This window comes from Shewanella sp. W3-18-1 (genome assembly GCF_000015185.1).
In the GTDB taxonomy this organism is placed as follows: Bacteria; Pseudomonadota; Gammaproteobacteria; order Enterobacterales; family Shewanellaceae; genus Shewanella; species Shewanella putrefaciens.
Window position 1 is genome coordinate 3,684,381 of the sequence record NC_008750.1, and the last position, 25,083, is coordinate 3,709,463.

At 45.3% G+C, this 25,083-nt stretch carries 22 protein-coding genes; 6 read left to right on the top strand and 16 right to left on the bottom strand.

Translation table 11 applies throughout. From position 1 onward, the window contains the following. Position 1 precedes the first annotated feature (1 nt). The 14 genes from bfr to SPUTW3181_RS16840 form a co-directional block, all read right to left on the bottom strand. Entirely contained in the window at positions 2-475 is a 474-nt protein-coding gene (gene bfr / locus SPUTW3181_RS16775) for a bacterioferritin (protein ID WP_011790492.1), read from the bottom strand. A gap of 245 nt (positions 476-720) precedes the next feature. Then, positions 721-945: a (Na+)-NQR maturation NqrM gene (nqrM, locus tag SPUTW3181_RS16780; RefSeq protein WP_007645837.1), complete on the bottom strand. Its 225-nt coding sequence runs from the start codon at positions 943-945 to the stop codon at positions 721-723. Between the two features lie 11 nt (positions 946-956). After that, positions 957-2,000: an FAD:protein FMN transferase gene (locus tag SPUTW3181_RS16785; protein WP_011790493.1), complete on the bottom strand. Its 1,044-nt coding sequence runs from the start codon at positions 1,998-2,000 to the stop codon at positions 957-959. Positions 2,001-2,099: 99 nt separating this feature from the next. Next, a complete protein-coding gene (nqrF, locus tag SPUTW3181_RS16790; RefSeq protein ID WP_011790494.1) occupies positions 2,100-3,356 on the bottom strand; it encodes an NADH:ubiquinone reductase (Na(+)-transporting) subunit F in 1,257 nt (418 codons plus the stop codon). Positions 3,357-3,402: 46 nt separating this feature from the next. Then, the gene (gene nqrE / locus SPUTW3181_RS16795; RefSeq protein ID WP_011790495.1) at positions 3,403-4,011 is read right to left on the bottom strand and encodes an NADH:ubiquinone reductase (Na(+)-transporting) subunit E; all 609 of its coding nucleotides are present in this window, start codon (positions 4,009-4,011) and stop codon (positions 3,403-3,405) included. Between the two features lie 5 nt (positions 4,012-4,016). Beyond that, complete coding sequence (locus SPUTW3181_RS16800; protein WP_011790496.1) at positions 4,017-4,649, bottom strand: NADH:ubiquinone reductase (Na(+)-transporting) subunit D; 633 nt, start codon at positions 4,647-4,649, stop codon at positions 4,017-4,019. Then, positions 4,649-5,437, bottom strand: a complete 789-nt coding sequence (locus SPUTW3181_RS16805) for a Na(+)-translocating NADH-quinone reductase subunit C (protein ID WP_011790497.1) — start codon at positions 5,435-5,437, stop codon at positions 4,649-4,651. The genes SPUTW3181_RS16800 and SPUTW3181_RS16805 overlap by 1 nt, the downstream gene beginning before the upstream one ends. Continuing rightward, on the bottom strand, positions 5,430-6,629 hold the full coding sequence (locus tag SPUTW3181_RS16810; RefSeq protein ID WP_011790498.1) for an NADH:ubiquinone reductase (Na(+)-transporting) subunit B: 1,200 nt from the start codon (positions 6,627-6,629) through the stop codon (positions 5,430-5,432). The genes SPUTW3181_RS16805 and SPUTW3181_RS16810 overlap by 8 nt, the downstream gene beginning before the upstream one ends. Beyond that, entirely contained in the window at positions 6,629-7,963 is a 1,335-nt protein-coding gene (locus SPUTW3181_RS16815) for a Na(+)-translocating NADH-quinone reductase subunit A (RefSeq protein ID WP_011790499.1), read from the bottom strand. Before SPUTW3181_RS16815 ends, SPUTW3181_RS16810 begins: the two co-directional genes overlap by 1 nt. A 401-nt stretch (positions 7,964-8,364) precedes the next feature. Continuing rightward, complete coding sequence (locus tag SPUTW3181_RS16820; RefSeq protein ID WP_011790500.1) at positions 8,365-10,416, bottom strand: TonB-dependent receptor; 2,052 nt, start codon at positions 10,414-10,416, stop codon at positions 8,365-8,367. A 165-nt stretch (positions 10,417-10,581) separates the two neighbouring features. Beyond that, positions 10,582-11,091, bottom strand: coding sequence for an S-ribosylhomocysteine lyase (luxS, locus tag SPUTW3181_RS16825; RefSeq protein ID WP_011790501.1), 510 nt, complete (start codon positions 11,089-11,091; stop codon positions 10,582-10,584). Between the two features lie 126 nt (positions 11,092-11,217). Then, positions 11,218-12,327, bottom strand: a complete 1,110-nt coding sequence (locus SPUTW3181_RS16830; RefSeq protein WP_011790502.1) for a TRAP transporter substrate-binding protein — start codon at positions 12,325-12,327, stop codon at positions 11,218-11,220. 198 nt (positions 12,328-12,525) lie between these two features. Next, entirely contained in the window at positions 12,526-12,846 is a 321-nt protein-coding gene (locus tag SPUTW3181_RS16835; protein ID WP_011790503.1) for a BolA family protein, read from the bottom strand. Between the two features lie 125 nt (positions 12,847-12,971). Further along, positions 12,972-13,586 (bottom strand): alpha-ketoglutarate-dependent dioxygenase AlkB family protein, encoded by a 615-nt coding sequence (locus SPUTW3181_RS16840; protein WP_011790504.1) that lies wholly within the window; start codon positions 13,584-13,586, stop codon positions 12,972-12,974. 83 nt (positions 13,587-13,669) lie between these two features. Between SPUTW3181_RS16840 and SPUTW3181_RS16845 the strand changes: the two genes are divergently transcribed. Both SPUTW3181_RS16845 and SPUTW3181_RS16850 read left to right on the top strand, forming a co-directional pair. Next, positions 13,670-14,806, top strand: coding sequence for a methyltransferase (locus SPUTW3181_RS16845; protein ID WP_041408455.1), 1,137 nt, complete (start codon positions 13,670-13,672; stop codon positions 14,804-14,806). Positions 14,807-15,018: 212 nt separating this feature from the next. After that, positions 15,019-18,222 (top strand): DUF2339 domain-containing protein, encoded by a 3,204-nt coding sequence (locus tag SPUTW3181_RS16850; protein ID WP_011790506.1) that lies wholly within the window; start codon positions 15,019-15,021, stop codon positions 18,220-18,222. A 120-nt stretch (positions 18,223-18,342) separates the two neighbouring features. Here SPUTW3181_RS16850 and SPUTW3181_RS16855 read toward each other — a convergent pair whose 3' ends face one another. Both SPUTW3181_RS16855 and SPUTW3181_RS16860 read right to left on the bottom strand, forming a co-directional pair. Further along, a complete protein-coding gene (locus SPUTW3181_RS16855; RefSeq protein WP_011790507.1) occupies positions 18,343-19,641 on the bottom strand; it encodes an O-acetylhomoserine aminocarboxypropyltransferase/cysteine synthase family protein in 1,299 nt (432 codons plus the stop codon). Positions 19,642-19,764: 123 nt separating this feature from the next. Beyond that, positions 19,765-21,204: a PLP-dependent aminotransferase family protein gene (locus tag SPUTW3181_RS16860; protein ID WP_011790508.1), complete on the bottom strand. Its 1,440-nt coding sequence runs from the start codon at positions 21,202-21,204 to the stop codon at positions 19,765-19,767. A gap of 156 nt (positions 21,205-21,360) precedes the next feature. Between SPUTW3181_RS16860 and SPUTW3181_RS16865 the strand changes: the two genes are divergently transcribed. The 4 genes from SPUTW3181_RS16865 (at position 21,361) to SPUTW3181_RS16875 (ending at position 24,871) form a co-directional block, all read left to right on the top strand. After that, positions 21,361-22,695, top strand: coding sequence for a cytochrome ubiquinol oxidase subunit I (locus tag SPUTW3181_RS16865; protein ID WP_011790509.1), 1,335 nt, complete (start codon positions 21,361-21,363; stop codon positions 22,693-22,695). A 60-nt stretch (positions 22,696-22,755) separates the two neighbouring features. Next, positions 22,756-23,763: a cytochrome d ubiquinol oxidase subunit II gene (gene cydB / locus SPUTW3181_RS16870; RefSeq protein ID WP_011790510.1), complete on the top strand. Its 1,008-nt coding sequence runs from the start codon at positions 22,756-22,758 to the stop codon at positions 23,761-23,763. A gap of 101 nt (positions 23,764-23,864) precedes the next feature. Continuing rightward, positions 23,865-23,999, top strand: a complete 135-nt coding sequence (locus SPUTW3181_RS21695; RefSeq protein WP_014609997.1) for a DUF2474 domain-containing protein — start codon at positions 23,865-23,867, stop codon at positions 23,997-23,999. A gap of 464 nt (positions 24,000-24,463) precedes the next feature. Beyond that, positions 24,464-24,871, top strand: a complete 408-nt coding sequence (locus SPUTW3181_RS16875) for a GreA/GreB family elongation factor (RefSeq protein ID WP_011790511.1) — start codon at positions 24,464-24,466, stop codon at positions 24,869-24,871. Positions 24,872-25,083: the final 212 nt, after the last annotated feature.

The following is a 25,083-nucleotide window of genomic DNA, read 5'->3' on the forward strand; positions in this document are numbered from 1 at the left end:
CCTATGATTCACTGATTTGTGATTGCAGATAATTTTGGATACCCGTTAACGAGATCAACTCCTGCTGAGACTCGAGCCAATCTAAATGCTCTTCTTCGTCTTCAAGAATATCTTCTAATAAATCTCGGCTCACATAGTCTTGCTCAGCTTCACACAGGGTAATGGCATCACGTAGCAGCGTTAACTGCTCTTGCACCATCGCATAATCACAATCGAGCATTTCTTGGCTGTGCTCACCGATGCGCAATTTTTCAAGTTGCTGCAGATTGGGCAATCCTTCCAGAAACAACACGCGTTCAATAAGCTTATCGGCGTGCTTCATATCCTGAATAGATTTTTTATATTCGACGTGGTTTAGCTTCTCAAAACCCCAATGCTTAAACATTCTGGCATGGAGAAAATATTGGTTGATGGCCGTCAACTCACAGGTAAGCACCCGATTCAGTTGTCCCACCACTTTTGGATGACCTTTCATAAGTTACGATCCTTGGTAAACGTGAAAAGATTGATCTAAATCAAGCTTCTAGCCTAGTACAGTTTAGCTGCAAACTCAAATTATCTTTATATTTCATCTATTTAATTATAAAAACCATTCTCATTTCCGCTTAGATTAACGTCCTATCCCACTCAAATACCAAGGATAAATCTCAAATGAGTAATAAAATATAAGCAAAAAAAATAGCCTCCAATGTAGGGAGGCTATTGTCGATTCGAGATGTTCTAAATAATCCGGTCTTTCGTTAACTTCTCACGGCGAGCTTCTTCGGCCGCCATTCGACGTTTACGTTTGTCACAGGGATCATCACAATCACAGGCTTTCTCAATCCCTAATACACCTAAACCGCCACAACTTCCCTCAACGGCTTTGCGCTTGATAAGATAACCTATCGACATCAGCAAAAAGAACAGTAATAAAATCACAAATGCCGCGATAAAAGTGCTCATGTTAACTCCAACTACTTAAGGAAAGGCTTGAAGGCGTCACTGTAGTAGACTTTAAATCCTTCGCCTTGCTTTTCTATTAGCATTATCGCCAAGTGTTCTTTCTTGGCAAGCTCCAATGATGCTTCAGTACCCAAAACAATCATTGCCGTCGCAAAACCGTCCGCGGTCATACAATCTTTATGCAAAACGGTCACAGAGGCTAGCTTATGATTGACAGGTAAACCAGTGCGGGGATCAATAATATGGGTAAAACGTTGGCCATCTTCCTCGTAGTAATTACGATAATCACCAGAGGTCGCCATTGCCATAGTGCCTGGCTCAATCACCTGTTGCACTGCCACACCCTCATCGGTTGGCTGCTCTATAGCCACGCGCCAAGAGCTACCATCTCCCTTGGTTCCTTTAATACTCAGCTCGCCGCCAATTTCCACTAGATAACCGCTAGCATGATATTTATCTAAAATAGAAGCCACTTTATCAACACCAAAGCCTTTAGCTATCGATGAAAGATCAACATATAAATGGGCATTGTGCTTTCTTAAACGGTTACCTTCAACAGAGAGTTCACTAATTCCCGTTTTCGCTTTCGCTGCATCAATATCAGCTTGAGTGGGGACTTTAGTGGGACGCTTGTCTGGCCCAAATCCCCACAGATTAACCAAAGGACCTAAGGTAATATCAAGTGCCTTATCCGTCACTTGATATAAACGTATTCCCTCTTGCACCACTTTAATGGTATCTGGTGAGACTTCAACGCTTTGCTCTAATGGCAATTGGTTGAAACGGGATAATTCTGAATTAGGTCGATACGTCGACATCTGGTCATTGACTAGCTCAAGGGCTAAATCAATTTCTGCTTGAAGTAACTGCGCCGTTGGCATCTGCTCATTCGGGACGACTTTAATATGATAAGTCGTGCCCATAGTGCTACCAGCTAACGAAATGACTTCATTTTGCTTTGAACAGGCTGAAACAAAAAAGGCCAGCCCTACGAGGACTAGCCAGTTCACTGAATACTTTAATGCTGAGGTATTGATCTTTAAGGTCTGAAACATAGTGACCTACTACTCTTATTTGTGCCCTTAAATGCAAAAGTTGCAGATGAAAGATTAACCTCAACATCTGCAACTTTTCTCATCCTAGGCTAATGAACATTAGCCGCCGAAGTCATCCAACAGGATGTTTTCGTCTTCGACACCAAGATTTTTCAACATACCAATGACGGCAGCGTTCATCATTGGAGGTCCACACATGTAGAACTCACAATCTTCAGGCGCTTCGTGGTCTTTCAGATAGTTTTCATACAGTACGTTATGGATGAAACCAGTATAACCATCCCAGTTATCCTCAGGTTGAGGATCGGACAGCGCCACATGCCATACGAAGTTATCATTTTCAGCCGCGAGACCATCAAAATCTTCAACATAGAACATTTCACGCTTAGAACGCGCACCGTACCAGAAGCTCATCTTACGCTTAGATTTAAGACGCTTAAGTTGGTCGAAAATGTGCGAACGCATTGGTGCCATACCCGCGCCACCACCGATAAACACCATTTCTGCATCGGTATCTTTCGCGAAGAACTCACCAAATGGACCAGAAATCGTCACTTTATCACCCGCTTTTAAGCTCCAAATATAAGATGACATCTTACCGCAAGGCAATGTCAAGTTACGTGGTGGAGGCGTAGCAATACGCACGTTCAGCATGATAATACCGAACTCTTCTGGGTAGTTAGCCATTGAGTATGCACGAATCGTTTCTTCATCAACCTTAGATTCAAGATTGAAGAAACCAAAGTGCTCCCAGTCACCACGGTATTGTGCAGGTACGTCGAAATCTGCATATTTAATGTGATGAGCTGGCGCTTCGATTTGGATATAACCACCCGCACGGAATGGTACAGACTCGCCATCAGGAATTTGTAGCTTCAGTTCTTTAATGAAAGTGGCTTTATTATCATTAGAGATAACAGTACATTCCCATTTTTTGATACCGAAGATTTCTTCGTCAAGCTCGATTTCCATATCGTTTTTGACGTTAACCTGACAAGAAAGACGACAACCTTTACGGGCATCACCTTTGCTGATGTGGTCAAGTTCAGTCGGCAGAATATCACCGCCGCCAGACTTAATCACTACGCGGCATTGGCCGCAAGAACCACCACCACCACATGCACTCGATACGAAAATACCGTTATTGGCAAGAGCGCCTAATAACTTGCCGCCCGCACCGGTTTTTATTGCTTTTTCAGGATCGTCATTAATACCGATCGTGATGTCACCGCTCGCCACTAACTTAGATTTAGCGAATAAAATCACTAATACCAAGATCAGGACGATAGCAGTAAACATACTCACACCGAGGTAAACCTCAAGTGGAGTAGATTTAAAAATACCAAGAATATCCATTAACTTATCCTTAGAAGGTCCAATTCAAGAAGCCGTTGAGTGTCTCTTACAGGGACACACCTGAAAACGACATGAAACCTAAGGCCATTAAACCAGCGGTAATAAAGGTAATCCCTAAACCACGCAGGCCATTAGGCACATCGGCATACTTCAGCTTCTCACGGATACCGGCCATCAATACGATAGCTAATGCCCAACCTATTCCAGAGCCGAAACCAAATACCACACTTTCGCCCAGTTTGTAGTCACGCTCAACCATGAATGATACCGCACCAAAAATCGCACAGTTCACAGTGATCAAAGGTAAGAAAATACCTAACGCGTTGTACAAAGGTGGAAAATATTTATCCAGTGCCATTTCTAGTATTTGAACTAAAGCAGCAATCACACCGATAAAGGTAATGAATTTCAAGAAGCTTAAGTCAGCTTCAGGTGCGCCAGCCCAAGCAAGTGCACCAGGAGCTAACAGCCCTTGATAGATAACTTGGTTCGCAGGAACAGAGATAGTTAACACTACAACTACCGCAATCCCTAGGCCCATGGCAGTAGTCACTTTCTTAGAAACGGCCAAGAAAGTACACATACCAAGGAAGAAGGCCAGTGCCATGTTTTCAATGAAAACAGAGCGAATTAACAGGCTAATATAATGTTCCATCGCACTTACCCTTTTGCTTCAACTTGCTCTGGCTTATAGGTACGAATAATCCAAATTAGAATACCAATTAGGAAGAACGCACTCGGAGGCAGTAATAACATACCGTTAGGTTGATACCAGCCACCCTCAGAGATCTTGTGCAGGATTTGGACACCGAATAGCGAACCGTTACCAAACAGTTCACGTACGAAGCCAACGGCTAATAGAATCACACCGTAACCTAAACCGTTGCCGATACCATCCATAAAGCTCATCATTGGCGGTGTTTTCATCGCATAGGCTTCAGCGCGGCCCATTACGATACAGTTGGTAATAATTAAACCAACAAATACCGACAATTGCTTAGAGATCTGGTAAGCATAAGCTTGCAGCAATTGGTCAACCACGATAACCAAAGAGGCAATAATGGTCATCTGTACGATAATACGCACACTGCTTGGAATGTGATTACGAATTAACGAGATAAACAGGTTCGAAAACGCAGTTACCGCAGTTAATGCCAACGCCATTACCAGTGCAGTCTCGAGTTTACTCGTTACTGCTAGCGCACTACATACACCAAGAATTTGGAGTGCAATTGGGTTGTTGTTGACTATAGGTCCAGTCAGAACCTGTTTCAGTTCTTTAGCGTCAGACATTAGCTGAGACCTCCATTGCGTGCTTTTTCAATGAAACTCGCAAAACCTTCTTTACCCAACCAGAATGTCAGTGAATGTTGCACACCGTTACTGGTTAATGTCGCGCCAGACAATGCGTCTACACCAAACTCAGTGCTGGCCACTGCGGGATTTTTGGTTATGCTGATAGCGAGTTTACCTTGCTCATCAAATAACTTCTTACCCTGCCATTTCGCTTTCCACTGAGCATTTTGCACTTCGCCACCTAAGCCCGGCGTTTCGCCGTGCTCGTAGTAGACTAAGCTTTGCACTGTGTTTAAGTCTGCATCCATCGCAAGGAAGGCATACATAGTCGACCATAGGCCATAACCATGAACGGGCAGGATCACGCTCGTTAATTTACCTTGATCATCACGCACCAGATAAACCACAGCATTCTCAGCAACACGTTTGATAGAAGCAATATCGTGCTCAGGTACAAATGAAGTTTTCACATCCCGAGACGCTTTGCGTTGATCAAATTTATCAGCGTCAACACCATCAACCCAATCACCGGTTTTCAAGTTAACGAGTTTAGCTTCGATATGTTTGCTATAAGTTTCCAAAATTTGCGCTTTGGTCACTTTGCCCGCTTTAGTATCGATAAGACCAGCGGCTTCCAGAATGTACTTTTGCTTATCAAGCAGTTTATTTTCTGCTTGAGTCGGGCGCAGTAACACTGCTGCAGTAGACACAAATATCGCACAAATTAGACATAAGCCAACGACGATAAATAACGTTCTGCCGAACGAATCTTTATTACTAGCCACGGGCAATCCTCCGCTTGATATTTGCCTGAACCACAAAGTGGTCGAACAATGGCGCGAACAAGTTAGCAAACAAAATTGCCAACATCATGCCTTCTGGGAATGCAGGGTTAATCACGCGGATAAACACAGCCATTGCACCAATCAAGATACCGTATGCCCATTTAGCTTGGTTAGTAAATGACGCTGACACTGGGTCTGTCGCCATAAACATCATGCCAAATGCAAAGCCACCTAACACTAAGTGCCAGTACCAAGGCATTGCAAACATTTGATTAGTATCGCTACCAATCAGGTTCAGCAAGGTTGAAATGGCAATCATACCGACCATCACACCGCCAACGATGCGCCATGAAGCAATACGGGTATAGATGATGACCAAACCACCTAATAGAATCGCTAATGTAGACACTTCACCGACAGAACCTGGGATAAAACCGAAGAAGGCATCCCACCAGTTTTGGTTGAAGGCATAATCTAAACTGCCCGCAGCTGCTTGGCTCAGCGCTGTCGCACCTGAATAACCATCTGCCACAACCCATGTAGTGTCACCTGACATGTTCAGCGGATAAGCAAAGAACAGAAAAGCACGACCAGCAAGGGCAGGGTTTAAGAAGTTACGACCAGTACCACCGAACACTTCCTTAGCCACGACCACACCAAAGGTGATACCTAGTGCCACCATCCATAATGGAATCGTCGCTGGTAGCGTTAAGGCGAACAGGATAGAGGTTACGAAGAAACCTTCGTTAACTTCATGGCCACGGATAGCGGCAAACAACACTTCCCAAATACCACCGATGGCGAATGTCACCGCATAGATAGGCAGGAAGAAACAGGCGCCATACCACATTAATGCTGGCCAGCCAGAATTTGCCGTCAGTTCAGTACCGAACATGCCAAACAAACTCACTTGCCATACATCTGGGGTCGCAAAACCAGCGATTAACGCTAATTGTGCTTGTAAACCTACGTTGTACATACCCACAAACATCGCGGGGAATGCACAGGCCCAAACCGTAATCATCATACGTTTTAGGTCGAGGTTATCGCGAACATGGGTTTTACCTTTGTTCACTTTACCTGGCGTATAAAAAATCGTGTATGCCGCTTCGAATAGGGCATAAAACTTTTCGTATTTACCGCCTTTTTCAAAGTCGGGTTCAATACGTTCGAAAAAATCTTTCAAGCTCATTAGCCTTCCCTCTCGATCGTATCTAGACAGTCACGCAGATATGAACCGTAGTCATATTTGCCTGGACATACGAACGTACACAGTGCGAGATCTTCTTCATCCAACTCTAACGCGCCTAACGTAGCAGCGCCGTCAAAATCACCTGAAACTAAGTCACGCAGCAACATAGTAGGAAGAATATCCAATGGCATCACACGCTCGTAGTTACCAATTGGCACCATAGCGCGATCTGAACCGCCCGTGCTCGTTGTCATACTGAACAAACGAGAAGGTGTCAGATGCCCAAGGAATGCACGAGTAATAGAGAATTTGTTTGAGCCTGGTAATACCCAACCTAAAAACTCTTTCTCAGTACCTTCTTCTAGCAAACTCACTTGAACATGGTAGCGGCCTAAGTATCCTTGAGGACCCACAGCAGTACGACCGTTCAGTACAGAGCCTGAAATCAGACGCACATTACCCGCTAAGGTTTCACCTGCAGTTAATTCCGCCATGCTCGCACCCAAAACTGTACGTACCAATCTTGGTTTAGCCGCTTTAGGACCCGCTATAGCAACCACACGTTCAGTATTGAGTTCACCCGTCGTAAATAGCTGACCAATTGCTATTACATCTTGGTAACCAATATGCCAAACGGTACGTTTTGCAGATGCAGGTAATAAGAAATGGATATGAGTACCCACTAAACCCGCAGGGTGAACGCCAGCAAATTCTTCAACTTGGGCGTTTGCGGCAGGAATATCGGCGCCTGGTGCTTTACAAAGGTAAACTTTACCTTCGGTGAGTCGTGCTAAGATCTTAAGACCATTAGCAAAATCTTCTTTATGCTCACGGATCACTACAACAGGATCAGCGGCAAGAGGTTGAGTATCAATTGCGGTTACAAAAATACCAGCGGCAGATGAATCTACAGCAGGAACTTTGCTGAAAGGACGTGTACGCAAAGCAGTCCATAAACCTGATTCAATCAGATTATCACGGACCAGTTGCGAGTCGAGCGTATCGAGAGCAGTGGCGTCATACTTAGCAAAGGAAACGCTGTCGTTTCCTTCCACTTGAATAACAACAGACTGCAACACACGCTGGGCGCCCCGGTTAATGTCTAATATAGTACCACTGGCTAAAGCCGTATATTTAACGCCTAAATTCTTCTTATCTTCAAAAAGAACCTGGCCTTTTTGTACTTTATCGCCCACTTTAATCTTCATTGTAGGACGTAAGCCAATATACTCTTCACCCAAAGTAGCTACATGTTTAATGGCTGGGCCATTATGGATAACTTGCTCTGGTCCGCCTGCTATAGGCAGTTCCAATCCTTTCTTAATTGTAATCATATCCACAAGCACTACGTTTTGAAGGAAAGACAATGCGCCGCGTTCCTGCTAAATACTGAGGTTTTAAACAAAACCCACTGCATTGAGCTAGCGCAGATTTATCACGGAAATGCGATCGCAATCACGCTGGTCGCGCGCATTTTACCCCAATTGACTTGGCATCGCCACGAAAATTATAGGTGTTTTCAAACCTAAAATACGGATTTAAAAGAATCATGCGCTACGGCGTTCACCTTCCGGCCGAGTGAATGGCCAGAAAGAGACAATATTCCGGTCGGGAAGTACTATAACATTAATTTTTAAAGAGTTAATTTAGCGAAAGGTCGATGTTAGTCAAAAACACCCACTAAGGAGTGTTATCGTGATCACGCTGCATTATCCCAGACAAGATATCCTGTAGCTTAGAAACGCCATTGATACCCCAAATAGCTGATACGTCCATTTTCAACTCGAATTCCGCTATTTGATGCTGTTGTTACCAAAGACTCATCCAACAGATTTTCGACTCTAAAATAAAATCGATGATGGCGATCAAATTGATAACTTGCGGCTAAATCTACCCTTAGCTGCCCAGCAATGGGGGTTAATTCAGCACCAAACTGACTCAACTCCCTTTCCGATTGGTAAAACGCATTGACATTAACTTCATACGCTTCGTATTTCATTCCTGCGCTAAATTGCAGTTGCTGTTCGGGTAGCCACGCCATTTTATCACCCGCGAACACACAACCTTGGATCTCGGTACAAGTATTGGTTTGGTATTCTGAATTGATATATTGGTAATTCAGTGAGAGGGGAAACGTCAGATGTTCAACATTCCACAAATAGCCCAGACTCACTTCAATGCCATAGGTCTGCACATCAGGAATATTCTCTTGGGTGAATAAACGCGCATCAGCACATAAAGAATAAGCGTTGCAATCCACATGCAGATTATCAAACTCCTGCATGTAGGCTTTAAGATTGGCATTAAACCCCTCAAGGGCATATTGCATACTCACTTGGTAATGGAGTGAGACCTGTGCTTCCTGTTCAAAATTTCCCGCACTCGCGGCCGTCCAAGCCCGTCGAATATCCGTACTAAAACGCCAATTCCCCGCATCGTAGAAAACCCCCAACTGCGGCATCCAATCACTGTCAGAAAAATCAACAGCATCGAGTCCGGCATAGGCTGAATGCACCTCACGATTAACATCAACATGCTCATAGGTAACGCCCAGCTTAAACTGTAATCCTTCCCATTTAAGTAATGAATCAACTGATGAAGTCAATGCCGTTGCATCATCTGTATAGGCCAATATCGAAGATGATGCAGCCTTGACAATACTTCTATCTGGCAGCCACATTGATTGCTGCTCTGCAAATCGCATTTCAGCTTTATCCGTATGATAACGAGCACTGTAAATAATTTGATGTTCACCATACTGATTTACAGATTGGGTCTGCGCGCCAAAAGCGCTGTAATCATTATCCTGCTCAAGGGCGGCAAGTTCAGCACCACTATTCCAAGGCTGGCGATCAAATGCGGCGATCTCGGCAAGACTTTGCCTATCTATCACGAGCCCATTGAATTGGTTCACTTGGCTTAACTGTTGGGCATAGGAGTGATAATAAAAGTCCGTGATAAATTGGCTATTACCGAGGTTAACCTGATGGGAAAGTTGATATTTATGGTATCGACCTATGGCTTGGTCTTCCGCGCTAGCGGAATACTGCATCATGGGATTTTTCAACCAGTCGGCGCCAGTCACCCCCAAGAGTGAGCGATAACTATCAACATCGAGAAACTGATAGGTAAACTCGGTCATCTGAGGGTTTCTAGCCCCTAATAGACTCGATGCATTAATCTTAAAAAGAATGTCAGTGCTTGTTCTATCCGTATCGCGGCCAGTGAAAAAATCACCCTCACCTTTATTCTTTTCATAGTTAACCGCTAATATCGTGCCATATTCTTTCTGCTTAACCCCCCAATTCATTTCAGCACTCATATCGGAGTCAGTCGAACCTTCAACTGTGATTTTGTTCTCTTGTGCTTGATCTAGCATCGCAATGCTCTGATAGCTGATCACCCCAAATGCCCCCTGCCCACCAACAGTCATCTCCGATAATGGCGTAACTGTCACACTTTGCTGTTGCAGTAGATTAGGCAATAACTGTAATTGTGGTGCTGAATAAGGTGCCGGTGAGAAGTAAACGCGGTCCTGCAACACGGCCACACCTTGGCTAACTGAACGCATACTGATATTAGCAGGATTGCCGCTGCGATCGGCTGGTAATATTGTCAAGGTTTTCAAGCGACTCAGCGCTATCACATCATCGCTACTGTGGTAAATATCATTCACTTCATAAAGATTGATGGTTTGAGAGTCGAGAGGATTCGCAAAAAGATGACTTGAATAGTGAACAGAAACCGCAACGGCACAAAACGATAGGATAAAGTAACGACTAGACATGCCAAGCTCCCAAAATAATGTTGGTTAGCGCACGATTTGTTATTAAGTTGTAAAATAGCTGAATTTATTTGAAAAAAAAAGCGACTACGGTCGCTTTCTTCATATCACTAGGACATTGTGAGTCGTTAAGCCCGTTAAGGATGGCTTTCCCCTACGAATGATGGCTTATAGCTTACCTAATATCTCATCACTTAATTTTAAATCATCATTACGATTCACACTCACACCTGCTGCGATGATATTACGGGCGATCTCTTGCGCCTGCTCTAATGAATGCATCTCATAGGTTCCGCACTGGTACTCATTGAGCTCTGGAATTTCGGATTGCTCAACGACTTTTAATACATCTTCCATCGCCGCTAACCATGCCACAGCAACTTGATGCTCGGTTGGCTCTCCAATTAAGCTCATATAAAAGCCTGTACGGCATCCCATTGGAGAAATATCAATAATTTCAACATTGCTGCTGTTTAAGTGATCACGCATAAAGCCTGCAAATAAATGTTCCAGCGTATGAATGCCACGCTCGCTCAGGATTTCTTTATTCGGCGTACAAAAACGTAGGTCAAATACGGTAATGGCATCACCCTTTGGTGTACTCATATGTTTCGCAACACGTACCGCAGGAGCATTCATTCGAGTATGGTCAACGGTAAAGCTATCAAGTAATGGCATGGGGATCTCCAAATTCTCAGGGCGACATCAACGCCACTGCAACAGTCTATTTATAGACGGCAAGCATAACACTAAATAAATTAGGCCGATAATAAGTTAATTAAAGATAAAATCACAAATCAAATACTAATGCTGACGATGCTGACTATAGGCATCTTCCGATATTTTGTGATATTGGCGCACACCTCTCTCATAGGTTCGGTATGCATCATGGACAATCTTCATCAAAGGATCTTGATTTGCTTGGTCCTCAATAACTTGACTTGAAATTCTCTCAAGCTCGGACAACACCGCAGGGGGAAATTCTTTCAATACCACCCCTTTATCTTTGACCAATGTATCAAGTGCTAACACATTGCGGGAAGTATATTCATCGAGCATATCTTGATTAATGGCTCGGGCAGCAACCTTGACTATAGCCTTAAGATCGGCGGGCAAATTCTCAAATGCCGCTTTATTAATCAAAAATTCCATATTTGAACCAGGTTCATGCCAGCCGGGGTAATAGTAAAACTTAGCCACTTTATGCAAGCCAAAAGCAAGATCATTGACGGGTCCAACCCATTCTGCCGCATCGATTGAACCTGTTTGCAACGCTGTATAGATCTCACGCCCCGCCATATTAACAGGTACAGCGCCAACACGTTTTAAGACTTCCCCACCCAATCCCGGCATACGGACCCTCAATCCTTTAAAATCGGCAATGGTATTAATGGGCTTATTAAACCAACCGCCCATTTGCATCCCCGTATTGCCCCCAGCCAGCGGAATAACCCCAAAGGGTCGATAGACCTCTTCCCACAGTGCCATTCCGCCACCATAGTGAAGCCAACCATTCATTTCTTGTGCAGTCATACCAAAGGGAATCGATGAAAAAAACTGCGCCGCAGGAGATTTACCTTTCCAGTAGAAGGAAGTCGCGTGGGCCATTTGAATTTTGCCCTGACTCACGCCATCAAAAACAGCAAAAGCAGGCATAAGCTCACCCGCACCATAGACAGTGATTTTTAAACGGCCATTGGACATCTCATCAACTAAACGTGCAAATCGTTCGGGAGCCATACCTAAGCCTGGAAAGTTTTTAGGCCAAGAGGTCGCGAGTTTCCATTCAATAATCTGCGCATCGGCTCTAAGTGCAATGTCTGGTGTTGCCTTTTCTGTATTGCTGGATGGTGGCTTACAACCACCTAATCCTAAAAGTAATACCGCTAAAAGCAGGCTACCAAACTTATGCATCGAGTTTCTCCCACACTGCGCATCGAGTCTTATCAAATACTCATATTTACGCGATCGCAAAGTGCTTAACGCCTTTAAAAATAAAACATATTGTTAACACAGAAAATTCGACAGGGAAACTAAAGAATGCCCTTCATTTGACCTAAAACAAAAAGCCACTCCCATGGAGTGGCTCAAGATGCGCAGCAGGTTAATAGCTTAACCACGACAATTAGGCGTCTTTGGCACTTCGACGTTAGCATCCCATTCGCTCTGGGTGAACGTATGTATAGATAAAGCATGCACTCCCGTTGCCAATTCATGGGCTAAGCAGCTATTGACTAAACGATGGCGAGCCAATAAGCGTAACCCATCAAACAGTTCACTGACCAACACCACTTTAAAGTGGGTTTCGGAATTGGGTGGCACATGGTGGCGATAGCTTTCGTTAAGGACTTCTAAGTGGGTCGGTGAGAAGTTTTCTGTTAACTTATGGGTGATAATATTAGCCACTGTGACTGGCTCTTGGGTATTGGACATATTCGAGTCTCAGAATGGGAAAATCCAGTGGGCGCAGAGTACTGCTTCAAGTGCAAAAGATCAAATTCACTCATCAAGATTGCTTACTTTATTTTATTACCATTGCCACATTTCGATTACAGATCTTAGCCATGATAATTTACAACTAATTGCCTAAAGGTGTAGTTCCAACGTGGCTCTTTTACTTTCAACCGTTTAGGGAGGCTATGCAGCCAATCACTTTGCATGGGCCAATGCATGATCAGTAGATCGCCACTGTGCAAACTGATGCTGTACTTGGTTTGGCTGTGCTTATGCTTAAGCACAAAATCCCGTGTGGCGCCTAGGGTAATAGAAGCAATATGACTCCCCTGAGCAATTTCAGGTTCATCATCACTGTGGGCGCCCATACAATCTTTACCATCGGCGTAGCGATTCACTAATACCCCGTTGCTCTCCAAGCCATAATCCCGCGCTAACTTATCCCTCAACTTGTGAGCATATTTAGGCCAAGGTAGGGCGCGGATAAACAGTCCTGAATATAAATAGTCGCAGCCCAGATCGCCAAACCACACTTGCTGGCGAGGGATCGCGTGAAACTGACCGAAGACTTGGATTTCGGGGCGACTTAAGGGATAGGTCTGCGCTTCTTTCATTAGCGCCGCTTGCTGCTCAGCATTAAGATAACCCCGCACTAAGGTGATGGGCGGTTTAATTTGAGCCTCACCCTCTGTATCAAACCCTAACTTACCTTGCTGCATTGATGCCCTCCATGCGAGCCGTCGCACTCAACCATGAAATCTGCGATAATCTGCGCCTTAAATTTATTGGCGCAGTGTGGCACATGACAACACAATTTTCAGTAGCGGGTGTTGAACTCGAACTCTTACGGTATCCAACTCAGCAGGAATCCAATCTTCAAGCTTGGGATGCCGCCGATGAACACTTACTCAAAAGCCTTATTGAGTCAGAGCAAGCCGCCGTGCCAACCGCCATTATCAACGACAGTTTCGGCGCCTTAAGCTGCGGTTTATCTAAATTGCATCCAAGTTGGCCACTATTTGTTGAAACCGATGCTAGAACCAGCTTTTTAGGCACAGAGCAAAATCATGGCCGCAATCAGTTGCCTATGGATAATCTGCAGTGGTTCACTAGCCGCGATACCTTGCCGGAAAACTTAGCCTTAGTACTGATGAAGTTGCCTAAGAACTTAAGCTACTTTGCCCACCAGCTAACGCGCCTGTCGCAAGTGTTACCCGCTAGTACTCGTGTATTAGTGGCCGCCAAATCCAAATCGATCAATAGCGCCTTACTCGACATCTTTGCTAAGCATTTAGGCCCCGCAAGCGCTAGCTTAGCGTGGAAAAACACCCGAGTGATCACCTGTGTCAGTGATGGCAAACCAAGACCATTAGCCAAAGAAGTCACTTGGGCCATACCTGAATATCAACTTGAGATCAGCAATTTAAGTAATGTGTTTGCCGCCAACAAACTTGATATTGGTGCACGCATCATGCTAGAGAATCTGCCCAAAGGGGATTTTAAGTCGATTGTCGATCTCGGCTGTGGCAATGGCGTGCTGGGGTTACGCACCGCCCAGTTATTCCCAGAGGCTGACATTCACTTTATCGACGATTCTGAAATGGCAGTCGCATCAGCCAAGGCAAACTGGGCACGCAACCAATTGCCCACAGACAAAGGCCACTTCTATTGGGACGATTGCATGACACATCTACCCGATGATGTGCAGCCAGATCTAGTACTGTGTAACCCACCCTTTCATCAAGGTGAAGCCATTACCGATCATATTGCCTGGCAGATGTTTTTAGATGCCCGCCGCCGCTTAAAAGAAGGGGGGATCTTACATATCGTCGGCAACCGCCATCTGGCTTACCATGTAAAATTACAGCGCTTATTTAAGAACTGCACCACAGTCGCCTCCAACGGTAAATTTGTGATCCTGCAAGCACAGAAAAAATAACCTCATCGAAATTGACACGTTAAATGAGAGCCAGCAATATCTGGCTCTTTTTTATACAGGGCTCTTTTTATGCAGAGCTATGACATGTTGGAAAAGTCGCAGTCGGAGATTTCCGAAAAATCAACAACAACTAGCCGAAAAATACACATACAAGTACACTTCTTGCCGACAAAGGTTTATGAGTTAAGCACTTAAACATTTAGGAATGAGATATGCCGTTAAAGGATGACGTTGCCCAACTAAAAGCTGAGCTGGCACAGCTACAATCGCTGCATTTATCGCAGCAATCTTCGCTCGGTCGTCAATTAGCAGAATTCTCCACTAAGCTCGAGACCTTAAGTCAGCAAATTGCGACTGAAGACGCCACTGAAACCACTCTGAATATGGCAGCGAGTGCTTCATCGATTGCATCTGTGCTCGCCGCCGATAACGCGCCTACATTAACCTATGCGGCACAAACACCAACCCTTGAACCTGCTTCCGTAGCGCCAGCCCCAGCAGAACCCAACCCATGGCAGCAAAACGCTTTGCAAGGAGACCCTTGGCAAAGAAAAACAAAAAATACCCCAGCAGAACAAACCGCTAAAACCGAACACCAAGCGCAAGATCAACAACTGAGTGATGAAGTCAAATTGCAGGCAAGTGTGCAAGCAGCGAGTCAATTTGATGAGTTGTTATCCCAAGGACTCGCGGCCGTCATGGCACCCTTTGCGGCAGTCAACGAGCAAGTCAAATCTTTCTACCATCATTATCAGGCCAAGGGATTAGGACCTGTCTTTTTGATGACTGTCGCAGGCATTATCACCCTGACCTTAGGCTTTGGGTATTTACTGCAATATTCAATCAACCATTGGTTTTCAGAACTTGGCAAAGCGCTACTAGGGTTTGCCAGCGCGAACGCTATCATAGTGGGCGGGATTTTTATTCGCCAAAAACGCGCGGGTATGGCGGATTTTGGCTCAGGTATTGTCGGACTCGGACTCATACTTAATTATCTCTGCGCGTACTTTATTGGGCCGTATTTTGAGTTAATACCCAATAGCGCGAGTTTTATTTTACTGTTATTGATCACTTTGGCAGGTTATGGCCTGTCGATGCGCTTAGATGCCAAAGTGATCGCCGTGATCGCCTTAGTCGGTGGTTCGACCGCACCTATGATGCTGTTATCCCAAAGCTATGCACCGCTATTGTATCTGCCTTATTTACTGCTTATTGGTGCCGGCGCCCTTGCCCAGAGTCGCAAACTTAAATGGCCGCTATTACTGGAAATCACCGCCCTGTTGCACATAGGCTGCATCGAAGCCTTTAGCTATTTCATTGAATTGCCACTCAGGGATTTTGGCGGCGTCAGTCTGCTGGCGCTTATCAGTATTAATGCAACCTTTTATCTCTACGGCATCACCAGCCTACTATTTACCAAGCCGTTTACCCATCATAATGAAAAACATAATACACTGAGCCATCGCATACTCGCCCTACCGATAGCATTGCTCGCCTTTGTGTTATTAGAGTTAACGCAATTTACTGAGTTCGCAGGGGAAATCTTTGCAATCAACGCTCTGATTTGCGCGGCCCTCTATTGGAAACTAACTTGGAAACGCACAGGCAACCTAGAAAAAGCCCGCAGCGGCTTATTGTTAGTCTTTGCAGGCAGTTTTGCGGGATTTGCCGCACTGTATTTACTCAGCCACGATTTCCTTGGATTAGTTTTACTGCTCGAAGCCTTATTACTGTTGTGGATTGGCACCAAAGAAGAACTGATATCCGTTCGCGCCGAAGCCTATGTATTGCTACTGATGGGATTAGGGCTCAATGCGTCTAGTGTACTGACGGGCATTAGCCTTTTAGAATCAAGCTTTATCGATGGGGCGCCAATTTCTCCCTTGTCAGCTTTTGGCTTTCCACTGTTAGCACTGGCCTTAAGTTGCGCCGCCTTAGTCTTTGTTATTCGGCTTTTAACACTCCACCATGCATTGCTTTCGCCCCTAGAAAGTCAGCTAAACAGAGTGTTAAAAGAGCTATTAAGCGGTTTTTATGTGGCGACAATTATCCTCGTGGCTTACCTTTTAAGCAGCGATTACTACCTCGCCATCTTGCCACTGGTCAGCCTATTACTGCTGTATTTAAGCGCAAAGGACAGACTCGTTCTCAGTGAATTTGCTGCTTGGTTCTTGTTATTGCCGCTGCTGTTTAAGGTTGTTGAAGGCATAACGCTCACAGGCAGTTTTAGCTTTAGTGCCCAGCCGCTCATGGCAAAACTGGCACGGATTGAGTTATTTACCGCCTTACTCTTGGCCCATTATTGGTATCGTCGCCACTATAAAGATGCCTTATTTGCCAAAGCCGCTTATACGATGCAAATCTTCTGCTATTTGCTGCTGCCGCTTATTCTGCTGCCCAAAATCATCCGCAACCATTGGGAATATACCGCTATCACCCTCTGGCTGAGCACCTTTATGAGCATAGGTTTAGCCTACTTTGTTAAACATAAGAGTTTGAACATAGAGGCCAGAATTCTCACTTGGCTAGCGGTTCTGATGACCGCCTCGCTCTGCCTTATTCACGCTTGGCAAGGACTCGCGGCGCTGGCCGTTGGCGCCCTGTTTATGGGCTTCACACTGCTCCGCTACCGCCAGTTACCCGAGCATTGGCGCCCCTTGCTGCAACTACAATGGCAATTAAGCCCTTATTACTTTGCACTGGTATTGGCCGTGATCGTTTATGGTTTTAATCATTCTGAGCCAGTAGGAATAGCGATGACGGCATTAGCCTTAAGTGGTTATTTTGCATTGCTGATCCAAAGAGGTGTAAGTCAGAGAGCTGTAGGCCAAGCCTTACATAGCATGAAGTTAACCCTAGTAGCCGAAATCCAAGCCGCAATAAAGGAAAGCTACCATCTCGCCTATGGCCTCACTTTAGGCTTAGCCCTGTTGCCCATCATGTTGCATTTTGAGCTAACACTCGGGCTTAATCGTGATAATGCCTCGTTTGTGTTAATCGAGTTTTTATCACTGGCACTCCTAGCAAGGCTTATCTTGCAGCACGGCGCAGCAATACGCTTGCATAGACGCATCTTACCTTTACAAGGACTTAAGTGGAGTTGGCATCTGTTACTCGCCTTGAGTTACTTCATGTGGAGTTATAGCTTCGATAACATTATTGCCGCCCCACTCAGCGCGATTTTATTGGTTATCCATGGCAGTGTGTTGATGTTTATCAGCTTAAAACCACAAAATGCCGATATGATCCGCCTTGCCGCTGGGCTATTTACCTTATCGACACTTAAGGTGCTATTACTGGATATGGCTTCATTCGAGCTAGTGCAAAAGGTGATTGCCTTTATGCTGATCGGGGTCATTTTACTGACTGTTTCTTACTTCTATCAAAAGGCGAGAAATCGACTGCAGCAAGATTAACATCGTTTTTAAAGCACTAAAAAAGCCGCCATCAAATTGAATCGATGGCGGCTTTTTACTGTTAACGATTTAATAAAGCGATGAGGTATCGGCTATTTAATATGGGCTATTCGATACGAGCTATTTGCTCGCCAGTGCCTTATCGAGCGCCTGCGACACATCGGCAATAATATCGTCGATATGCTCAATCCCAACCGAGATACGAATAAGATCTTCAGACACGCCCGCCCGTGCCAGTTCATCGGCATCGAGCTGTCTGTGCGTAGTGCTCGCAGGGTGGCAGGCCAAGGATTTAGCATCCCCAATGTTAACTAAACGCAGGATCATCTGCAGTGCATCGATAAAACGTCCGCCAGCAAGCTTACCTTCTTCTGCTGTGGCCGCTTTAATCCCAAAGCTGATGATCCCAGAAGCTTTTCCGCCAGTGATCTTGTGGCAATTATCCTGATAAGGGCTGCTCGGCAAGGCGCCATAGTTCACCCAACTGACCGCCGGATGCAACACCAGATATTCAGCTAATGCCAAGGCATTCGAACAATGGCGCTCCATTCTAAGGCTTAAGGTTTCAAGGCCTTGCAACAGTAAAAATGCACTGTGCGGTGATAGTGCAGCGCCGGTATTACGCAGCGGTACCACACGGCAACGACCAATAAATGCAGCAGGGCCAAAGGCTTCGGTGTAGACCACGCCGTGGTAGGAAGGATCGGCTTGGTTAAGTAAGGCAAATCTTTCTTTATTTGCGACCCAATCAAACTTGCCAGAATCGATAATCACCCCGCCAATCGTCGTGCCATGGCCACCAATGTATTTAGTTAAAGAATGAATAACGATATCGGCGCCATGCTCAAAGGGGCGACATAACACTGGAGTCGCGACCGTATTATCGACAATCAAAGGCACGCCATGCTTATGAGCAATCTCGGCTAAACGTTGTAAATCGACAATATTGCCGGCTGGATTACCAATCGATTCGCAGAACAAGGCCTTAGTTTTGTCATCGATCAGCTCATCGAGGCCTTCAAAATCATCGAAGGCCGCCATACGCACTTCAACGCCTTGGCGCGGCAGCGTATGGGCAAACAGATTATAGGTGCCGCCATAGAGCTGACTGGTGCTGACGATGTTATCGCCAACTTGAGTCAAGGCTTGAATCGCATAGGTAATCGCTGCCATACCCGATGCCACGGCCAGCGCACCTATGCCGCCTTCAATGGCCGCCAGACGTTGCTCTAGCACGCTAGTGGTAGGATTCATGATGCGCGTATAAATATTGCCAGCGACTTTTAAGTCAAATAAATCAGCACCATGCTGGGTATCATCGAAAGTATAAGAGGTGGTTTGATAGATAGGTACTGCGGCCGCCTTCGTGGTCGCTTCTGACTCATAACCATGGTGTAATGCCAGTGACTCTAATTTCATTTTCCCTTCCTTATCCGTAGCAGCCCAGTATTCAATCGACATAGAGAATTGCACAAGATTTGTGCATGCTCAACAAGCTAACAGATAGACATCTAGAAGTCTAAAATTTTTTAGCCACAGCCTTTAACTTCGGTGCAAATTGTTGCGGATAAGTTCGGCCAGCACCATGACCGCTGAGACTATCTCTGGCGAGCACTCGTATGAGGCATTCAAACGCATAAAATGGCGGAACTCGACCTGATTACTAAAGAGATTTCCGGGTGCAATACTGATCCCACGTTCAATCGCCTGATAATAAATTTGTGTAGCGTCCATATGTGCTGGCAGCGCTAACCAGAGAAAATAGCCGCCCTGCGCAAAGTTGACCCCCACAGATTCGGGCAGATGCGCGCACAATAATTGATACATGGCCAATTTACGGCTGGCTAACTTTTTACGTAACTGTTTCAAATGCCGTTCATATTGCGCCGACTGAATAAAATCGGCGATGGCGAGCTGCATCGGCGCACTGGTCGATAACGTCGACATGACTTGTAAGCGTTGTAACTGCGGTGCATGGCATCCCGCCGCCACCCAGCCGACACGATAACCAGCAATCAAAGACTTAGAAAATGAGCCGCAGTGCAACACCCATCCTTCGGTATCGAAGGCTTTTACTGGCCTTGGCGCGCTGGAATCGACATAGAGTTCTTGATAAACATCATCCTCAATCAGACTGACCTTATGCTCGTTTAGTAGCTGATAAAGCGCTTGTTTTTTAGTATCCGATAAACTGCAACCTAAGGGATTTTGATGTTGGCTCATCAACCAGCAGGCTTTCACTGGATAGGTTTTCAACACTTCTGCCAGCGCCTCGAGATCAATCCCCTGTTGTGGATCGGTCGCGACCGCAATGGCCTTAAGCTTAAGCCGCTCAATCGCTTGCATCGCACCATAAAAGGTCGGTGATTCAATGACAACCCAATCCCCCGCTTGAGTCAGCGTCGCTAAACTCAAGTTGAGCGCCTCCATGGCACCCGAGGTAATGATGATTTCGTCGGGCGAAATGCTCATGCCTAATTTGGCATAACGTTGGGAGATCGCCTTACGCAATCCCGCATTGCCTGGTGGTAAATTATCGGCGGCAAAAGAAGGTGACATGTGCCGAGTGACCTTAACCAAAGATCGCGCCAGTGCTTGTTGCGGGAATAAACTAGGATCAGGAAATCCTGAGCCAAAGGGCACTATGTCCGCCTGCTTCGAAGCCTGCAGAACATTGAATACAAACTCATTAATATCCACGCTATCGGAAAGATAAATCGGCTTTTGTCGCTCGGGATAACGAAAAGCTTCTCCCTGGCGCGCGATTAATTCCGGCTTTGGCGCCACTAAATAGCCAGACTTAGCCTGCGCCGAGATCACGCCTTGGCTTTCCAATAACTGATAGGCATTGAGCACTGTCATCAGACTCAAGCCCGAATCGGCCACAGTTTGGCGCAGCGATGGCAATTTGTCCCCCGCCTGCCAGACACCTTGGGCTATTCGTGTCTTTAATTCCTGCGCTAACTGTTCGTACTTCGCCATCTGTTATAGCCCAATCAATATATTCTGTGTCTGTTATAGCCAGCTTATCCCATGGTCTAATAGCACACAAGCTTTCACCGTTGAGCCAATTTAGGGCTCAGTGTACGCGACTAGATCAATGCCTTTGTAACGAGACTCTTATCTCTCGAGGAAATTATGTTTGATTTTGATGCCACAGTACTCGCTAGGATCCAATTTGCTTTTACCATCTCTTTTCACATTATTTTCCCTGCCATCACTATCGGCCTCGCCACCTATCTGGCGGTATTAGAAGGCTTATGGCTGAAAACGGCGAATGAGGTGTACCAACAACTCTATCAATTTTGGTCGAAGATTTTTGCCATAAACTTTGGCATGGGCGTGGTCTCAGGCATAGTGATGGCCTATCAATTTGGTACCCATTGGAGTGCTTTTTCCGCCTTCGCGGGCAGCGTAACTGGGCCGCTACTCACCTATGAAGTCCTCACCGCCTTCTTCCTCGAAGCGGGTTTTCTGGGGGTCATGCTATTTGGTCAGCAGAAGGTAGGCAAAAACCTGCATTTCTTCGCCACTTGTATGGTCGCCACGGGCACGATTATCTCAACTTTCTGGATCTTAGCTTCAAACAGCTGGATGCAGACGCCCCAAGGTTTTGAAATCGTGAACAATCGCGTCATTCCTGTGGATTGGTTTCAGATAGTGTTTAACCCTTCATTTCCCTATCGTTTAGCCCATATGACAGTGGCGGCCTTTATTTCATCGGCTTTCTTTGTAGGCGCATCGGCGGCTTGGCATTTACTCAAAGGTAACGACACGCCCGCGATCCGTAAGATGTTATCTATGGCGATGTGGATGGCGTTAATTGTCGCGCCGCTGCAAGCTGTGATTGGCGATTTTCACGGCTTAAACACCCTTGAATATCAACCTGTAAAAGTCGCGGCAATGGAAGGCCATTGGCGTAATGAGGGTGACAAACCCACACCGCTTATCTTGTTTGCGATTCCCGATATGGACGCAGAGAAAAACCACTTCAGTCTCGAAATCCCAGGGCTCGCGAGCCTGATCTTAAAGCATGATTTAAGCAAACAAGTGCCAGCCTTGACTGAGTATCCCGCCGAGGACAGACCCAATGTGTTGTTAGTGTTCTGGAGTTTTAGGCTCATGGTCGGCTTAGGCTTATTGATGATTTTTGCTGGACTGTGGAGCGCTTATCTCAGGCGCAAAGGCAGCCTCTACAGCAACAAACACTTTCTGCGATTTGTACTCGTGCTCGGCCCCGCCGGATTGCTCGCCACACTAGCGGGTTGGTTTACCACCGAACTTGGCCGTCAACCTTGGGTGATCCAAGGGTTGATGCGCACTCAGGATGCCGTGTCTTCCCACAGCGTTACCCACCTGAGTATCAGCCTAGGGATTTTCATCGTCAGTTACTGTGGCATCTTCGGCGTTGGTTATCGCTATATGATGCGACTCATCCGCAAAGGGCCAGATATCGCGGCAACAAGCCATTAATTTTAAAGTAAATGAATCTAGTTTAACTTATTCAATCTTAAACATATTTAAGGGCTCACCATGGAATTCGATCTACCCTTGATTTGGTTCGGGATCATCATTTTTGCCACCTTAATGTATATCGTGATGGATGGCTTCGATCTCGGCATCGGCATACTGTTTCCCTTCATTCACGACGAGGACGACAGGGATATTATGGTCAATACCGTCGCCCCCGTTTGGGATGGAAACGAAACTTGGTTAGTGCTCGGCGGCGCCAGCCTGCTCGGTGCCTTTCCCCTCGCCTATGCCATAGTGCTCGAAGCGCTAACCATACCGCTGCTCATCATGCTGCTGGCATTGATTTTTCGCGGCGTGGCATTTGAGTTTAGATTTAAGTCGGGCGCAGAAGCTAAACCATTCTGGGATAAAGCGTTTATGTTCGGTTCTATCACGGCCACCTTTTCACAGGGCGTAGTACTGGGGGCGTTTATCTCTGGCATTTCGGTCAGCGAGCAACAATTTAGCGGCAGTAGTTTCGATTGGTTAACGCCCTTCTCACTTTTCTGCGGTTTTGGCCTTATGCTGGCCTATGCTTTGCTCGGCGCAACTTGGTTGGTGAAAAAATGCCAAGGCGAGCTTAAAACGACCATGCAACAACTCGGCAGAGTCCTGACCTTATGCCTGCTGATGACCATAGGTTTAGTCAGTTTATGGACGCCTTTTGTGCAACCCAATATTGCCCTGCGCTGGTTTAGTTTACCGAATTTATTCTACTTCGCCCCAGTGCCAATACTGGTATTAGCCTGCAGTTGGGCCTTGATAAAATCCCTAAATCGTGATGATAACTATCAGCCATTCCTACTCACGCTATGCCTGGTTTTTTTAGGTTTTAGTGGACTCGGGATCAGTATCTGGCCACACATTATTCCGCCCAATATCAGCCTTTGGCAGGCGGCCGCGCCCGATAGCAGCTTAAGCTTTATGCTCGTCGGCGCCCTGATGATCATCCCGCTGATTTTGGTTTATACCTTTTGGAGCTACTACGTATTCCGCGGCAAAGTAACCAAGGATGCAGGCTATCACTAGCCATGACTCAGGTAAAAGAGGCTTCCCAAAACGCGACCTAAGCTAACTTGGCTTAGGTCGCTGATTCACTTTAGATGACTTTACATATGCAGGAGATCAACATGACAACCCAAACGAAATCCCTCGCCTATCGACTCGGCTGGTTAGTGCTGATTTGGTGTACGAGCGTAAGCTGTCTGTTCCTCGTTTCTATGTGTATTAAGATTTTATTGACAGGAGCAGGACTGACAACTTGAATGTTACAAATCAAGATATACACACTTTTGTATTAACTCACTTCAGTGAAAGATGCTTGCCCCATAATGTAGATAATAATATAAAAAATAGTAAACCAAATAAGTTAGCAAGTAGGCTTGATTTATTTTTTCACTTGTCCTATGGTAGAGGCAATTATTTATTAGGCATTCATCAACTCCGTGTGGTGATGCTTTTTATATATAAACATTATTGATTTACCATTTCGATTAACTAATGACTGGAGATGTAAAACCTATGTTTAGCAATGCATTTTCATCACAATTTTTTTCGACACTCGTCCCTCATAACGACTTTACTACATTAGTGCGTCCAGCCCCTAAATTCCCAGTCTAAGCCGAGCGCAACTAGCGCTCGGCAGAATATTAAAATAAATATGAAAACATAGAATAATCTTTTTTGGACTATTCTATCTATATTTTGTCTTAGTCACTTAGAGGCGGTCATGGCTTATTCTTTTTTTGGCGACATTTTTCAGTCTTTTGTGCTAAAAACCAAGTCATACTATTTACAAAATAGCTTTAATTCCTCACTACGCCCAACGGCATTAGCAGGGATTATCGCTAAGCTCGAATACTTAAAGAATGATACTTCAAGTAATAAAATTACTGTAGGACGCCAGATTTGCTTGATTAATTTACAGGATCAACAGGAATACCAAGTAGAACTGGTCTACCCGCAAAAACACAAACCGAGTGCGGGTCGCTTCTCAGTCATATCAGACTTGGGATCGAGCCTACTTGGACGAACGAAAGGTGAACTGGCACAGGTTAATATTCTAGGTAAACCTGTACTTTTTATGATTAAGGATGTCAGTTGCATCGTAAAAAAAACAAGTCAATCTGTGCAGTAATTACGTATTGATAGCATTTTATTTTTAGCATCCAGTATGTTCAATTCAGTGGCAACATACTATTCATTCACTTTTAGCTCCGCTAATAGTGGTATAGCTTAATATGAAAATAAAAGGAGATATTATTTTGAAGTTCTCAACTGGCCGCGACATTTACTCAAGGTAATTAATTTTTATTTAACCGTTTTTACCCATACTTTACTCTCAAAAGT